A 13,703-nucleotide genomic window follows, 5' to 3' on the forward strand; every position below is an offset into this window, starting at 1 on the left:
CTATGCTCCTATGGCTGCATCATAGGCTAAGATGGTTGCCTTGGCGCGCTCGGCAACCTCTGCGGCGGTCATTCCCGGCTTGTAAATGCTGGTGCCGAGACCGAAGGCCAAAATGCCCGCTCTGGTATAATCGGAAAAGTTCTTGTCCGACACGCCGCCGACGGCCGCAATCACCAATTCCTGCGGCAGGACAGCGCGGATTGCGGTGATGCCTGACGGCCCCAGAACGCTCGCGGGGAAGAACTTGAGGCCGGTCGCACCCGCGCGCGCTGCCTGCAGCGCTTCAGTAGGCGTAAAGACCCCGGGCATGGTCACCATGCCGTAGTCGCGGGCGCGGATGATGACCTCGGCCTCGACATTCGGTGTCACCAAGAGCTTGCCGCCAGCCGCATACAGGCTGTCGACGGCTTCCGTGGTCAGTACCGTGCCGGCTCCGATCAACACATTTGCGGGCGCCATCTTGGCGGCGATCTCTATCGACTTGAAGGGCTCCGGCGAGTTGAGCGGGATCTCAATCGCCGTCAGGCCATTTTCGATCAGCGCGCCGACCACGGCTTCGGTTTCCTCGGGCTTGATGCCGCGCAGGATGGCAATCAGCGGACGCTTCATATCGGGGAAGGGGACACGGTTCATGGGAAATATCTTTCTCAGTTCGGCCAGATGGCTCAACTTGGCCAGATGGCTTGGGCAGCAGCCGAAAGCCCACCGCGGACGGCGGCATCGGCATCGATGGCGGTGAAGGAAAGGGAGAGCGTGCGGAAAGCCTGCTCGTAAAGCGCCTGCAGGCGTCCGGAAGCGACGAGGGTAATGGCCGTATCGTTTCCGGCATCCTGCAGCGCGCCGGCAATTTCAAGGCCGATCAGAGTGCCGGAGAGCTTGGCTTGAGCAGCGGCAGCCGAAATACCGTGCAGAAGCTGCCCGGAGCGGGCGGTGAAAATCATGTTCGACGCAAGTGCTGGCCGCTTGAAGGCGGCTGCAACCGCCGCTTCGAAGGCCGCTGCATCGGTCGGCTGGTCCTCGGCGCCGGCAACGGCGTGCATGAGGATCGTGTGTTTGGTGATGGCGTCGAAAAGTTCGCCGGTCATGAACGTGGAGAAACCGATGACCTTGCCGTCCCTGACATGCACCCATTTGGAATGCGTACCCGGCATGCAAACGGCCTGCAATCCCCTGCTGTCTGGCCCGAGTGCCCCGAGAAGCTGCGTTTCTTCACCGCGCATGACATCGGGCGTCTCAGCATCGCGCTGCGCGAGGCCCGGCAGAATGCGCACGTCGCGGCTTTCTCCGGGCACGGAAACCGCGCCTGATAGAATCGAGGAAAGCGAAGCCGGCACGTCGATGTAACCCGCCTCCACCCAGCCTTGCCGCGCGCCTGCCATGCCGCAGACGATAACAGGCAGGTTATCAGGCGCTTCGACGGCTGCAAGATGTTCTGCAAGAACCTGAGAAAAGCCGGTTTTGGCGGCAGTCGTCATGCCTTCGCCGCTGCGGCGCTCGGCAAGAACGGAGCCACCGGCATCGATAAGCCAGAGCCGGAAGCTGCTGGTGCCCCAGTCCACCGCGACATAAGCGGGATTTGCCATTAGAGAACGCCTCCATCGACGATAAGGGACTGCGCGGTCATGCCGGCCGCGCAGTCGGATGCAAGAAACAGAGCCGGACCGACGATCGCGTCCGGCTTCAATGGGGTCTTCAGGCATTGCTCCTGCACGGAGCGGGCAATGCTTTCCTCCGTCAGCCATAGCTTCATCTGCCGCTCGGTCACCACCATGCCCGGCAGAATGCAGTTGACGCGGATATTCTCGGGACCAAGCCTTCCGGCCATGCTCTTTGTCAGGCCGACGACTGCCGCCTTGGCGGCGGCATAGGCAGGAAAGACGCCCATGTTCAGCTTGAAAGCAATCGACGACATGTTGATGATCGCTCCGCCGCCGGCTGACCGCATCGAAGGGGCAACCGCCTGCGAGGTGAAGAAGACATGGCGCAGGTTGATTGCCTGATTGTTGTCCCAATAATCCTCGGTCACGTCGTCGAATTCGTGCCGGTCGTCCCAGGCGGCATTGTTGATGAGCACCCGGATCGGCCCGGACCTTTCGACAACCTCGCTCACAGTCCGCCTGATGGCGTCGATATCGCGGAGGTCCGTGTGGTGGAAGCTGACCGGATACGCAGTCTCTCCGGAAAGCCGTCCTGCCAGTTCCCGGCTTTCTGCCTCGGCGATGTCGAGGAAGGAAACCTTTGCACCCTGCCTTGCGAAACCCTCGACGAGGGCAGCGCCGATGCCCGAACCGCCGCCGGTCACCAGCACCGTGCGATCCCTGAATTCGGGGAATTGTGCGGTCACAGCACTCATCGTCTTTCCTCCCGCATATGATTATTCCATTATTTGGAACTTTATTTGACTATATGGAATTATTCGATTAGCCTGCCTTTTGTGTCAAGAGTGGGAAAGGCGATGAACTCCAGCGGCGACAGCATGGCGCAGGCGGATGACGAGAGCCTGTTGCGTGAAACCGGCGCTTCGCGTGATACTAGCACATCGCGTGATACTGGCACGCTCGGCAAGCTGGTGATGCTGCTTGATCTCGTCACTCATGCCGACGTTCCCTTGCGCTTTACCGATATTCTCGCTTTAGCCAACCAGCCGCGCGGCACCCTGCACCGGCAGCTCGGCCATCTGGTGGCGGAAGGACTCCTCGAACTTGACGCCGAAGGCCGTTACGCGCCAGGCCTCCGGCTCCTCGATTTCGCCTCGAGAAGTTGGGCGCGCAACGAATTCCGCCTGATTGCCGCTCCGCATCTGGCCTCTCTTCATCGAGAGACGGGTGAGACCGTCCATCTCGGCGTGCTGCGCGGCTCCTCCATCATTTATCTCGACAAGGTCGAAGGACACCAGCCGGTGCGCATGTATTCACAGATCGGCAATGCCTCACCCTGCTATTGCACCGGTGTCGGCAAGGCCGCACTCTCGGTGCTGTCGCCCGTTAAACTCAATGAGCTGCTCTCCGCCCTGCATTTCAACCGCTTCACCCCAGCGACGCATGTGAAAGCAGAAAGCCTGCTGGCGGAGATTGGCGAGATTGCCACGGCCGGCCATGCTTTCGATCGCGAGGAGCACGAGGCTGGTATTTGCTGTGTCGCCGCCCCCATCTGGTCGGACGATCGTTCCTTCATCGGCGGGGTCTCCGTCACCGGTCCCGCTTACCGGCTGTCGATGGAACTTCTTCAGGAATGGACCATTCCTGTCCAGGTGACGGCCCGGAAAATCATGGACGAAATGCGCGTCCGTCTCGGGCCAAGGCGTTGAAGCCGATTTGACCGTCTCAACCGCTGGACGTGGTATACATAGCATGCTTATAATGAGTGCATTATTGAGATTTGACGGCGAATCACGCCAACTGGGGTCGTCCGCGAAATCATCGACAATTCACCGGCCGAACGCGCTGCACGCCGAGGCTGAATACTATTGATCTGACGGGCGTCGTGTAACCCACCCTGTACTGACCGTTTTTCCACGCAGGCTGCCAGCGGTTTACCAAAGCCCGGTTCGAAGGCGAAAAAATCTGATGGCAAGCTTACCGCAAACTTCGGTGGAAGACGCCTACGTCCACGAGGTCGCCGGTCTAAAGACGCAGTTCGACATTTTCCGCTTCATGAAGCGGGTGACGGAGGCCTATCGCAGCCGGGCATTCATGGTTTTGAACCTGCCGCCGGTTACCTCCTTCGATCTTCAGGGCAACACGATCATTACCAGCTGGCCCGCTGAACTCCTGTCCATCTACGATCAGGAAGGACTGATGGTGAACAGTCCGGTCCTGCGGCGGCTGCGCACGTCGACTTTGCCTTTCTTCTACGATACGTCGCGCACCAACTGGCCGCGCGACGACGGCAAGACAGGTGTCGTTGCAGCCCTTTTCGAACGCTTCAAGATGATGCGCTGCGCCTATTTTCCGACCCATGAGCCGTCGGGGACGCGCGGTGCAGTCTCCTTTGCCGGTGATCGCGAGCCCTTCACTCCGGCGGAGATGCGGGAACTCAGCTACATCGCGATCCATGTCTTCGATCGGCTGGCCGAAATCCGTAATCTCGATACGCGCATGACCGATACATTGACGGACCGTGAGATCGATTGCCTCAATTGGACTGCCGCTGGCAAGACCAGTGCGGAAATCGCGGAAATCCTCGATCTCTCCGAACACACGGTCAATCACTACCTGAACCGCGCAACAAAGAAGCTGGATACAGTCAATCGCACGCAGGCCGTCGCCAAGGCACTGCGCATTGGCCTCATCAAGTAAGGCCCCGATTTCAGCAGGCCTGCGGCCTAAAATTACGTCAGTTGCTGCTTGGCTGCTCAATATCTGAGCGTCGATTGCTTGATGGGCCGCTAGAACTGACGATTGCCATCCTTTTTCAGCGATTTTCGCAGTTGGCACGCTTCCTGCTTCGTTATCGACAGAGGTCCAGAGGGGACTTTGAAAACAGCGCCAGATCTATGGCGCGACCGACACGCCGCCGTCTGATATCGCTGCCGCTTTTCTCCCGGCGTTCCGATATCGGCGGCGGTTGTTGCGTTTGCCACGCCTTTTGCCCTGTTCCGAGACCGGACGATTTCTTTCTACTTTTCTAGCCTTTTTTGCTTCCTCTACGTTGCTCCGAATTGCGCCAATTCTCGACGGAGAGAAATGTGCTGCCTTCCTTTGACGCGAGGTGTGCCTGCTGCCCGATTTTATTTGGCGAACCTGCCGGCCTCCACTATTTACTGATGACGAAAAGCAGTGAGGGTGGAATGACCGAGGTCACCAAGGAACAGGTACTGGAAACGCTGAAGACCGTGCGAGGCCCGGATCTGGAGCACAACATCGTCGAACTCGGCATGGTTTCCGATGTCTTCATTTCCGATGGCAAGGTCTATTTCTCCATCACAGTGCCGGCCGAACGCGCCAAGGAGCTGGAGCCGTTGCGGCTCGCTGCCGAGCGCGTCATCAAGGAGATGCCGGGCGTCAAAGGCGCGCTTGTGGCACTGACGGCAGACAAGAAGGCCGCCGCCAATGCGCCCGCAACGCGCCCCGGCCCACAGGCTGACCACAGCCGTCACGGCCACTCCCATGCCCCGCAGCTGCCGCCTCGCACCGCCAGGATCGGCGTTCCCGGTATTGGCGCCATCATCGCCGTCGCGTCGGGCAAGGGGGGCGTCGGCAAGTCGACGACTGCGGTCAACCTGGCACTCGGTCTGCAGGCAAATGGTCTTCGCGTCGGTATTCTCGATGCCGATATCTACGGCCCCTCCATGCCGCGCCTCTTAAAGATTTCCGGCCGCCCGACGCAGATCGACGGCCGCATCATCAATCCGATGGAGAATTACGGTCTCAAGGTCATGTCCATGGGTTTCCTCGTCGATGAGGAAACCGCGATGATCTGGCGCGGGCCTATGGTTCAGTCTGCGCTGTTGCAGATGCTGCGTGAGGTCGCCTGGGGCGAGCTCGACGTTCTCGTCGTCGACATGCCGCCCGGCACTGGCGACGCCCAGCTCACCATGGCTCAACAAGTGCCGCTCGCCGGCGCCGTCATCGTCTCCACGCCGCAGGATCTGGCGCTGATCGATGCCCGCAAGGGCCTCAACATGTTCCGCAAGGTCGAAGTGCCGGTTCTCGGCATCGTCGAGAACATGAGCTATTTCGTCGCGCCCGATACCGGCACGCGCTACGACATCTTCGGCCACGGCGGCGCGCGCAAGGAAGCCGAGCGCATCGGTGTGCCCTTCCTTGGCGAAGTGCCGCTGACCATGAACATCCGCGAGACTTCGGATGCCGGGACGCCGCTCGTCGCCTCCGATCCAAATGGCATCGTCGCCGGAATCTACCGTGCCATTGCTGCCAAGGTCTGGGAACAGGTCGGCGAAAGGCCACAGCGCGCTGCACCTGCAATCGTCTTCGAGTAGGGCGAATCACGCGCCGCTCACCACGAATTGTGGAGGAAATGAGATGAAAAGGCGCAGTTCGGGTAAGATGTCTTGATTATTTTCCGGCTTTGCTTCATATGCGCGCCGGCGTCATGATGGCGCGTCTGCAAATGCTCTGTGATGCCGCCTGTCGATGAAGGTTCCGCCCTCTCTGCATATTCGGAGTTGACTTGTCGATCGAAGGATTGGTGACTGCGATGCAGTGGAGCAACCCGGCCGGTAAGGCCGACATGGCCGGAGTTTTATGAACCTGCTTTATCCGCTTCCGTTACGATCGATGACGAGTGTGCCCTGGCTTGACTGCACTCGCGGGGGCGTGGAAGGGCTTTCGATGAAAAGGGCTAAGACGGTTGGGCGCGGGAGATGCGGGCTGTGATCACCGCATATTGTTCCAACTGCAAGTCGGTCGAGATCCGTGATCTTGCCAATCCTCCTGAGTTTCCGGCGGATGTGGTATGGGTCGACATGGTCGAACCGACTCGCGAGGAGGAGCTGCATGTCGAAAAGATCCTTGGCATCGAAGTGCCAACCCGTGACGATCTCAGGGCAATTGAGCCGTCAGCTCGCCTCTATGTCGAAAATAACGCAGTATACATGACCGCTTCGCTGATATGGAAAGCGGAAACGGAAGCGCCGACCCTGACGGATGTCGCCTTCATCCTCGCCGGCGACAAGCTGGTGACCATCCGCTATGCCCATCCGAAATCCTTCGCACTCTTCATCGCCGCTCTGCACCGCATACCGGAACAGTGGCGCAGCGGCGCCGCTTTGCTCGCCAAGCTCCTGGAAACGATCGTCGATCGGACCGCCGAGGTTCTGGAGATGTCGATCTCCCGCCTGGACATCCTCTCTGTGCATGTGTTCGGTGACCGTGCCAAGAAGGTGCGCAAGCCATCGAACTATCTGGAAGAGAAGCTGAAGGACATTGCCGGCCATCATCGCATGATCAGCAAACTGCGCGACAGTCTCGGTTCGCTCTCGCGCCTTCTCACTTTCTTCTATACGATTCCGGTCGTGCAGCACGATCAGGAAACCAAAGAGCTCTGCCGAACGATCTCGCGCGACATCCAGTCCCTTTCGGAACATGCGTCCTTCGTCGCCGGCAACATCACCTTCCTGCTCGACGCTTCGCTCGGCCTCATCAACATCGAGCAGAATGCCATCATCAAGATTTTTTCGATTGCTTCGGTCGTGTTCTTGCCGCCGACGCTGGTCGCCTCCATTTATGGCATGAATTTCGAATTCATGCCGGAGTTGCACCTGACCGCGGGTTATCCCTATTCGCTCGGTCTCATGGTGATCTCCGCCGTCATTCCCTTCTTCTTTTTCCGCTGGAAAGGCTGGCTCTGAGGAGCCTGTGATTGCTTCATGTCTGAAGAAAGCCATTCTCACGAACGTCACCTTGGGCCGCGCAAGCTCTTCTATCTTGCGTTGGGTTCGGTAGGTGTCGTTTATGGAGATATCGGCACGAGCCCGCTTTATGCGTTCCGCGAAGCGCTGAAGCCGGTTGCCCATGACGGTCTCACCCGTTTCGAGGTCATTAGCCTGATTTCCCTGATGATCTGGGCGCTGACCATCATCGTCACCATCAAATACGTGCTTTTCCTGCTGCGCGCCGACAACGACGGCGAAGGCGGCACGCTGTCGCTGCTGGCCCTCCTGATGAAGACCGCCAACGGCCACACTGCGCTCTTGATGCTGCTCGGGCTGATGGGGGCAGCGCTCTTCCTGGGAGATGCCATGATCACCCCGGCGCTCTCGGTTCTCTCAGCCGTCGAAGGCCTGAAGCTCGTCACGCCGCAGCTATCGGATTATATCGTACCCATATCGGTGGCGATCCTGGCATTGCTCTTTGTCGTGCAGTCGCATGGAACGGGCGCGGTCGCCCGCTTCTTCGGTCCTATCACGGCGCTCTGGTTCCTCGTCATGGCCGCCGCCGGCATTGTGCACATTTCGGATGATTACGGCATCCTCGCCGCCTTCAACCCCTATTATGCCGTCAGCTTCCTGCTGCACGAGGGCTTCTACGGCGTAGTCGTTCTCGGCGCCGTCTTCCTGACCGTCACCGGCGCGGAAGCTCTCTATGCGGATCTCGGCCATTTCGGTCGGCGTCCGATCCAGTGGGCGTGGTTTGTGCTGGTTTTCCCGTCGCTGACGCTGAACTATCTGGGGCAGGGGGCGCTCGTTCTCGGCAATCCGATGACGATGTCGGATCCCTTCTACCTCATGTATCCGCAATGGGCGCTCTTGCCGGTCGTCATTCTCGCAACCGCCGCCACCATCATCGCAAGCCAGGCCGTCATAACAGGCGCCTTCTCGCTCGTGCGTCAGGGGATCAACCTCGGCTTCCTGCCACGCATGGAAATCCTCTTCACATCCGAGACCAATACCGGGCAGATCTTCGTGCCTTCGGTCAATGCGGTACTGTTTTTCGGCGTTATCTTCCTCGTGCTCGGGTTCAAGACCTCGGATGCGCTGGCCACCGCCTACGGCATCTCCGTCACCGGCGCGATGGTGGTCACCTCGATCATGGCCTTCGAATTCGTCCGTGCCCGCTGGAACTGGTCGCTTCCGGTTGCTATTATCGCACTCGCGCCGCTGGTTGTTCTCGAACTGATCTTCCTCGGCGCCAACCTCTTGAAGATTCACGACGGCGGTTACATCCCGATCATGATCGCAACGGCTTTCACCGTCATCATGTGGACCTGGCGTCGCGGCACGGCGATCCTGACGGAAAAGACCCGTCACACCGATATTCCGCTCGCGTCCTTCGTCAGCTCCATCGAGCGCAAGAGCGAGCATTCGCCGGCCCATGTTCCAGGCACTGCGATCTTCCTGACCAGCGATCCGGATTCCGCACCCGCCGCACTGCTGCACAATCTCAAGCACAATCATGTGCTTCATGATCGCAACGTCATCCTGACGATCCGCACGGTCAACAAGCCGCGCGTCTCGCCGCAGGAGCGCTATAAAGTCGAGCAAATATCGGAACGCTTCTCGCGCGTGGAACTGCTCTTCGGCTTCATGGAATCGCAGAATGTCTCGCAGGCGCTGGCGGCACTGCGCAAGACCGGCCTGAAGTTCGACATTATGACGACGTCCTTCTATCTCGGTCGCCGCAAGCTGGTACCCGACGCCAAGTCCGGTATGCCCTATTGGCAGGACCGCCTCTACATCGCGCTCGCCAACGCTGCCGCCAATCCATCGGACTACTTCCGCCTGCCGGCGAACCGCGTTGTGGAACTGGGCTCGCACGTCATCATCTGACGGGAAAGAAGGAGAGGGCGCCATATCGTCCTCTCCAATTTCTGTGCCGAGCACGGAATGAGACGATGCAACTCGTGAGAATGTCAGCCTCATTGGAACATACTGAAATCCTCATGGGCATAATCCGGAAGAGGTCGTTAACCAGCTATCAAGGTTAATGCGAGATTTTCTTGGGACTGTTCCTGCGTCCCATGCTCGGAGTCCGCGTTGCGTCGAAATGGCCGTTCCCGCAGCAAGCTGCGTCTCTTGCCCCAGAATTGGATCTCTCCTGCGATCTTCGGCGTGGCCGGCTGGCTGATCTTTCCGAGCGTCGCTTCCCACGCTGATCTTGCCACCATGCTCGCCGGTCTCGACAACGATGGCGAAAGCTGGCGCATGGTTCTGACCAATTCGCCCGCAGGCTCCATCCATCAAGCGGAACTCGCCTTTGCCGATCCCGCTGCCACCGGCTCGATCGCTGCCGGTGCCGGCATGGTGCTGCCCGACGGCCGTAAGGTTGCCTTCGTCTCCGGTGAGAAGGGCAATGAGAGTAGCCCGGACGAGGATCGCGTCAATCGCGATGCCAAGAAAGGCCGCGTCGTCGCCGTCGAAAAGGTGCAGCCGCCAAAAGATTTCTCCGCCGGTTCGATCCTTGAACGCACCAGACTTCTCTTCCGCCCGGTCTTCGATCTCAAGGATAAGTCTGCCTTCGTGAAGCCGACAATCAAGGGCAAGGAGATCGAGATTGCCACGGCCTTCTACAAGACGCAGCCGACGCCACAGCAGGACAATGCTGTACCGGCAATGCTGGCAAGCCTCGTGACCAGCAATAAGGCGGATGTATTGGCGACGGCCTATGCGGCGGCAGCACCGGATTATTCCCGCCAGTCGCCTTTCGATTCGATCCTGACCGACAAGGATGAAGGTCGCTTCGTGCCGCAGATAGGCCCGAAGGATCATGCCTGGGCTGCTAGCATCCTCCCGCCCAGTGTCTTTTCCGCAAGCGAGCAGCAATGCCTGGCTTCAGGGATCTATTTCGAAGCGCGCGGCGAATCCGTGAAGGGGCAGGCGGCCGTCGCACAGGTCATCCTCAACCGCGTCCGCAACCCAGCCTATCCGAAGACCATCTGCGGGGTCGTCTACCAGAACGAAGACTGGCGCAACCGCTGCCAGTTTTCCTTCGCCTGCGACAGCATCAAGGACCGTGTGAATTCGCAATATCACTGGCGCGTCGCCCGCGATGTTGCCCTAGCCGTAACCGCCGGCAAGATCTGGCTGCCGCAAGTGGGGTCGGCCACGCATTACCATGCGGTCTACGTCCGGCCGAATTGGGCCAGGACCATGGAAAAAGTGGGCCGCATCGGCATGCATGTCTTCTACCGCACCTATGGCGGCGGCTGGAGTTAATATCGCGCAAAAGCGTGCGGTGGTTTTGCGATAACGATATGCGTGAAGCAAAAGCCTGAAGCGTGGCAAGCGAATCCGAAGGATCGCGACACGCTTTAAGCAAAAGGGCACTGATTGCCGATTTTTTGCCGCCCGGCGTTGTTCGAAGACGGATTCTGTCGATGAAATCGGGCGCGAGGGGGCAAGTTCCGCTTAAATATTTGATTTTGTGAGATTATTTTATGGCTGGACACAAGCTCGCTACGCCTTGACTATACTAATCCCTAAAACTATGTTGCGCGCGACTTCAGAACGGGCCGGAAGGTTCTTTAACCTTCGCGTCCGTGGTTCGGAAAACCGGGGTAGCGGGATTGCGGGCGACGGGAGCGGAGGAGAGCACGATGGCGGATGACCGCGAAGAAAGTCTTGAACAGCGCCGTCGGCAGCTGGAAGCGGAACTTGCCTCCAAGCGTGTCGATGACAGGAAGGAAGAAGCGCGGGAGGCCAGCGCCGAGCAGAGCCGTAAAGGTTATGCCCAGGCGATGAAGCTTTCGAGCGAATTCATTTCTGCCATCGTTGTCGGTGCTGTACTCGGCTGGCTCTTCGACCATTTTGTTGGCACGACGCCTTGGGGGTTGATTGTTCTTCTGCTTCTTGGATTCTGTGCCGGCGTTTTGAATGTTTTGCGCGCTGCGGGGAAGGTTGCCCAACCCCTGGATCGCCAAAACGCTGATAAATAGGGCCGCCCGGCCCAGTGCAATTTCCGCTTCCCGGCGGGCCAAAGAGAGAGAGCAACCGGTGTCAAACGATCCGACTCATCAGTTCCAGATCTTCAAGATTGTGCCGATCGAGATCGGCGGGATTGATTTCTCGTTCACCAATGCATCGCTCTTCATGGTGGCTTCGGCTGCCGTCGCTGCTGGCTTCCTTTATTTCTCGACCACGACCCGCGCTATCGTTCCTGGCCGTTCGCAGTCGCTTGCCGAAATGTCCTACGAGTTCATTGCCGGAATGCTGAAGGAAGGCGCGGGCACCAAGGGAATGAAGTTTTTCCCGCTGGTCTTCTCACTCTTCATGTTCGTGCTGACGGCAAATCTGCTCGGCATGTTCCCGTATTTCTTCACGATCACCAGCCAGATCATCGTCACCTTCGCGCTCGCGATCCTCGTCATCGGCACGGTTCTCGTCTACGGCTTCTATAAGCACGGCTTCCACTTCTTTAATGTCTTCGTGCCCTCGGGCGTGCCGGGCATTCTGTTGCCGCTGGTCGTCGCGATCGAAATCATTTCCTTCCTGTCCCGGCCGATTTCATTGTCGGTTCGTCTTTTCGCAAACATGCTCGCCGGTCACATTACGCTGAAGGTGTTCGCAGGCTTCGTCGCCTCGCTTGGAGCCCTCGGTGCAGTCGGTGTCGGCGGAGCCGTTCTTCCTCTCATCATGACCGTCGCCCTGACCGGTCTCGAGTTCCTCGTTGCCTTCCTTCAGGCTTACGTCTTTGCGGTGCTGACTTGCATGTACCTCAATGACGCGATCCATCCAGGCGGGCACTAAGGATAACGACATCGACGTCAAAGGGCGTCAGTCATTCGCCGCAACAACCATTTAAAGGAGTTCAACATGGACGCGGAAGCAGCAAAGTTCATCGGTGCAGGTCTGGCTTGCTTTGGTATGGCCGGTACGGCTCTCGGCCTCGGCAACATCTTCGGCAGCTACCTCTCCGGCGCTCTGCGCAATCCGTCTGCCGCTGACAGCCAGTTCGGCCGTCTGGTATTCGGTTTTGCCGTTACGGAAGCTCTGGGCATCTTCTCGCTGCTCGTCGCTCTTCTCCTCCTCTTCGCCGTCTAATTTCGGTGGGATTGATGGATCACGGCCTGCGAACAGCGAGCCGTGATCCTTTGCATTTGTACACCTGGAGGTGAGCATGTTTTTTGTGACCCCGGCCTACGCTGAAGAGGTCCCGGCGGGAACCGCGACGGATGCGCATGCCGCTCCGGCTGCCGGCGAGGTCCATACCGAGACCGGCGTCGCCGAAGGCGAGCACGCGCGTGGGCCTTTCCCGCCCTTCGATTCGTCGACCTATGCATCCCAGCTCCTCTGGCTGGCGATTACGTTCGTCATTTTTTACCTGCTCATGCAAAAGGTCATCGCACCGCGCATCGGCGCCATCCTTGAGCAGCGTCACAACCGCATCTCGCAGGATGTCGAAGAAGCCGGCCGCCTGAAGGCGGAAGCCGATGCTGCCGTCGCAACCTATGAAGGCGAACTTGCCGCTGCCCGCGCTAAGGCAAACTCGATCGGTACTGCAGCTCGTGACGCCGCCAAGGTTAAGGCCGAGGGTGATCGTCGCACGGCCGAGGCTAGCCTGACCGAAAAGCTGAAGGCTGCCGAGGCCCGTATCGCTGATGTGAAGGCAAAGGCTTTTGCCGATGTCGGTGCCATCGCCGAGGAAACCGCTGCAGCCGTTGTCGAACAGCTCATCGGCGGCTCTGCTGCCCAGTCTGATGTTGCCGCTGCCGTTGCAGCCGCCAAGAAGGAGGCTTGATCGATGGAATTTGCTTTCGATGCGACTTTCTTCGCCTTCGTTGGCCTCGTTCTCTTCCTGGCATTGATCGTTTACCTGAAGGTCCCAGGCATGATGGCGAAGTCGCTTGACGACCGCGCCGACCAGATCCGCAACGAGCTGGCGGAAGCCAAGCGTCTGCGCGAAGAGGCTCAGCACCTGCTCGCTGAATATCAGCGCAAGCGCAAGGAGGCCGAAGCCGAAGCTGCGCACATCGTGGCAGCTGCCGAGCGAGAGGCCGAAATGCTGACCGCCGAGGCGAAGAAGAAAACGGAAGAATTCGTCGCTAACCGGACGGCTCTTTCCGAGCAGAAGATCAAGCAGGCCGAAGCCGACGCAATGAAGGCTGTTCGCTCTGCTGCCGTCGATCTCGCCATCGCAGCCGCTGAATCCGTCATTGGCAAACAGGCTGATGGCAAGGTTCAGTCGGAACTCTTCGGTCAGGCCGTCGGCGAAGTGAAGACCCGCCTCAACTGATCTGCAGTTCTACAGGATTAGAAAAGCCTCGCTTCAGCGGGGCTTTTCTGTTTGGAAGATAGCGTTGCGCTC

14 protein-coding genes are annotated in these 13,703 nt (G+C 59.1%); 11 read left to right on the forward strand and 3 right to left on the reverse strand.

Translation table 11 applies throughout. The features are described from left to right. From FHT78_RS24240 to FHT78_RS24250, 3 genes are read right to left on the reverse strand one after another with little or no spacing between them, the layout of a single operon-like run. Entirely contained in the window at positions 1 to 633 is a 633-nt protein-coding gene (locus FHT78_RS24240) for a 2-dehydro-3-deoxy-6-phosphogalactonate aldolase (RefSeq protein WP_183749116.1), read from the reverse strand. A gap of 32 nt (positions 634 to 665) precedes the next feature. Beyond that, positions 666 to 1,583 (reverse strand): 2-dehydro-3-deoxygalactonokinase, encoded by a 918-nt coding sequence (locus FHT78_RS24245; protein WP_183749117.1) that lies wholly within the window; start codon positions 1,581 to 1,583, stop codon positions 666 to 668. After that, a complete protein-coding gene (locus FHT78_RS24250) occupies positions 1,583 to 2,353 on the reverse strand; it encodes an SDR family oxidoreductase (RefSeq protein WP_183749118.1) in 771 nt (256 codons plus the stop codon). The genes FHT78_RS24245 and FHT78_RS24250 overlap by 1 nt, the downstream gene beginning before the upstream one ends. Before the next feature lie 102 nt (positions 2,354 to 2,455). Here FHT78_RS24250 and FHT78_RS24255 point away from each other — a divergent pair, with 102 nt between their 5' ends. From FHT78_RS24255 to FHT78_RS24305, 11 genes are all read left to right on the forward strand, one after another. Continuing rightward, on the forward strand, positions 2,456 to 3,307 hold the full coding sequence (locus FHT78_RS24255; protein ID WP_183749119.1) for an IclR family transcriptional regulator: 852 nt from the start codon (positions 2,456 to 2,458) through the stop codon (positions 3,305 to 3,307). Between the two features lie 259 nt (positions 3,308 to 3,566). Next, the gene (locus tag FHT78_RS24260) at positions 3,567 to 4,298 is read left to right on the forward strand and encodes an autoinducer binding domain-containing protein (protein WP_183749120.1); all 732 of its coding nucleotides are present in this window, start codon (positions 3,567 to 3,569) and stop codon (positions 4,296 to 4,298) included. A 491-nt stretch (positions 4,299 to 4,789) separates the two neighbouring features. Then, complete coding sequence (locus tag FHT78_RS24265) at positions 4,790 to 5,941, forward strand: Mrp/NBP35 family ATP-binding protein (protein WP_183749121.1); 1,152 nt, start codon at positions 4,790 to 4,792, stop codon at positions 5,939 to 5,941. A 393-nt stretch (positions 5,942 to 6,334) separates the two neighbouring features. Then, positions 6,335 to 7,312, forward strand: coding sequence for a magnesium transporter CorA family protein (locus FHT78_RS24270; RefSeq protein ID WP_183749122.1), 978 nt, complete (start codon positions 6,335 to 6,337; stop codon positions 7,310 to 7,312). An 18-nt stretch (positions 7,313 to 7,330) separates the two neighbouring features. Continuing rightward, a complete protein-coding gene (locus FHT78_RS24275; protein WP_183749123.1) occupies positions 7,331 to 9,229 on the forward strand; it encodes a potassium transporter Kup in 1,899 nt (632 codons plus the stop codon). A 207-nt stretch (positions 9,230 to 9,436) separates the two neighbouring features. After that, positions 9,437 to 10,615 (forward strand): cell wall hydrolase, encoded by a 1,179-nt coding sequence (locus FHT78_RS24280; protein ID WP_183749124.1) that lies wholly within the window; start codon positions 9,437 to 9,439, stop codon positions 10,613 to 10,615. A gap of 380 nt (positions 10,616 to 10,995) precedes the next feature. After that, positions 10,996 to 11,334, forward strand: a complete 339-nt coding sequence (locus tag FHT78_RS24285; protein ID WP_183749125.1) for an AtpZ/AtpI family protein — start codon at positions 10,996 to 10,998, stop codon at positions 11,332 to 11,334. 58 nt (positions 11,335 to 11,392) lie between these two features. Then, positions 11,393 to 12,145 carry a F0F1 ATP synthase subunit A gene (locus FHT78_RS24290; protein WP_183749126.1) on the forward strand — a complete coding sequence of 251 codons (753 nt, stop codon included), beginning with the start codon at positions 11,393 to 11,395 and terminating at the stop codon, positions 12,143 to 12,145. A gap of 66 nt (positions 12,146 to 12,211) precedes the next feature. After that, a complete protein-coding gene (locus FHT78_RS24295; RefSeq protein ID WP_015338972.1) occupies positions 12,212 to 12,439 on the forward strand; it encodes a F0F1 ATP synthase subunit C in 228 nt (75 codons plus the stop codon). 76 nt (positions 12,440 to 12,515) lie between these two features. Further along, a complete protein-coding gene (locus FHT78_RS24300) occupies positions 12,516 to 13,136 on the forward strand; it encodes a F0F1 ATP synthase subunit B (RefSeq protein WP_183749127.1) in 621 nt (206 codons plus the stop codon). 3 nt (positions 13,137 to 13,139) lie between these two features. Beyond that, positions 13,140 to 13,631: a F0F1 ATP synthase subunit B gene (locus tag FHT78_RS24305; protein WP_007814282.1), complete on the forward strand. Its 492-nt coding sequence runs from the start codon at positions 13,140 to 13,142 to the stop codon at positions 13,629 to 13,631. The last annotated feature ends 72 nt before the right edge of the window (positions 13,632 to 13,703 follow it).

It is taken from the genome of Rhizobium sp. BK196 (genome assembly GCF_014193255.1).
GTDB lineage: Bacteria > Pseudomonadota > Alphaproteobacteria > Rhizobiales > Rhizobiaceae > Rhizobium.

Excerpts from the sequence above, each read along its gene's own strand:
- FHT78_RS24240 (WP_183749116.1), bottom strand. The coding sequence starts at position 633 with ATGAACCGTGTCCCCTTCCCCGATATGAAGCGTCCGCTGATTGCCATC.
- FHT78_RS24245 (WP_183749117.1), bottom strand. The coding sequence starts at position 1,583 with ATGGCAAATCCCGCTTATGTCGCGGTGGACTGGGGCACCAGCAGCTTC.
- FHT78_RS24250 (WP_183749118.1), bottom strand. The coding sequence starts at position 2,353 with ATGAGTGCTGTGACCGCACAATTCCCCGAATTCAGGGATCGCACGGTG.
- FHT78_RS24255 (WP_183749119.1), top strand. The coding sequence starts at position 2,456 with ATGAACTCCAGCGGCGACAGCATGGCGCAGGCGGATGACGAGAGCCTG.
- FHT78_RS24260 (WP_183749120.1), top strand. The coding sequence starts at position 3,567 with ATGGCAAGCTTACCGCAAACTTCGGTGGAAGACGCCTACGTCCACGAG.
- FHT78_RS24265 (WP_183749121.1), top strand. The coding sequence starts at position 4,790 with ATGACCGAGGTCACCAAGGAACAGGTACTGGAAACGCTGAAGACCGTG.
- FHT78_RS24275 (WP_183749123.1), top strand. The coding sequence starts at position 7,331 with ATGTCTGAAGAAAGCCATTCTCACGAACGTCACCTTGGGCCGCGCAAG.
- FHT78_RS24285 (WP_183749125.1), top strand. The coding sequence starts at position 10,996 with ATGGCGGATGACCGCGAAGAAAGTCTTGAACAGCGCCGTCGGCAGCTG.
- FHT78_RS24295 (WP_015338972.1), top strand. The coding sequence starts at position 12,212 with ATGGACGCGGAAGCAGCAAAGTTCATCGGTGCAGGTCTGGCTTGCTTT.
- FHT78_RS24300 (WP_183749127.1), top strand. The coding sequence starts at position 12,516 with ATGTTTTTTGTGACCCCGGCCTACGCTGAAGAGGTCCCGGCGGGAACC.
- FHT78_RS24305 (WP_007814282.1), top strand. The coding sequence starts at position 13,140 with ATGGAATTTGCTTTCGATGCGACTTTCTTCGCCTTCGTTGGCCTCGTT.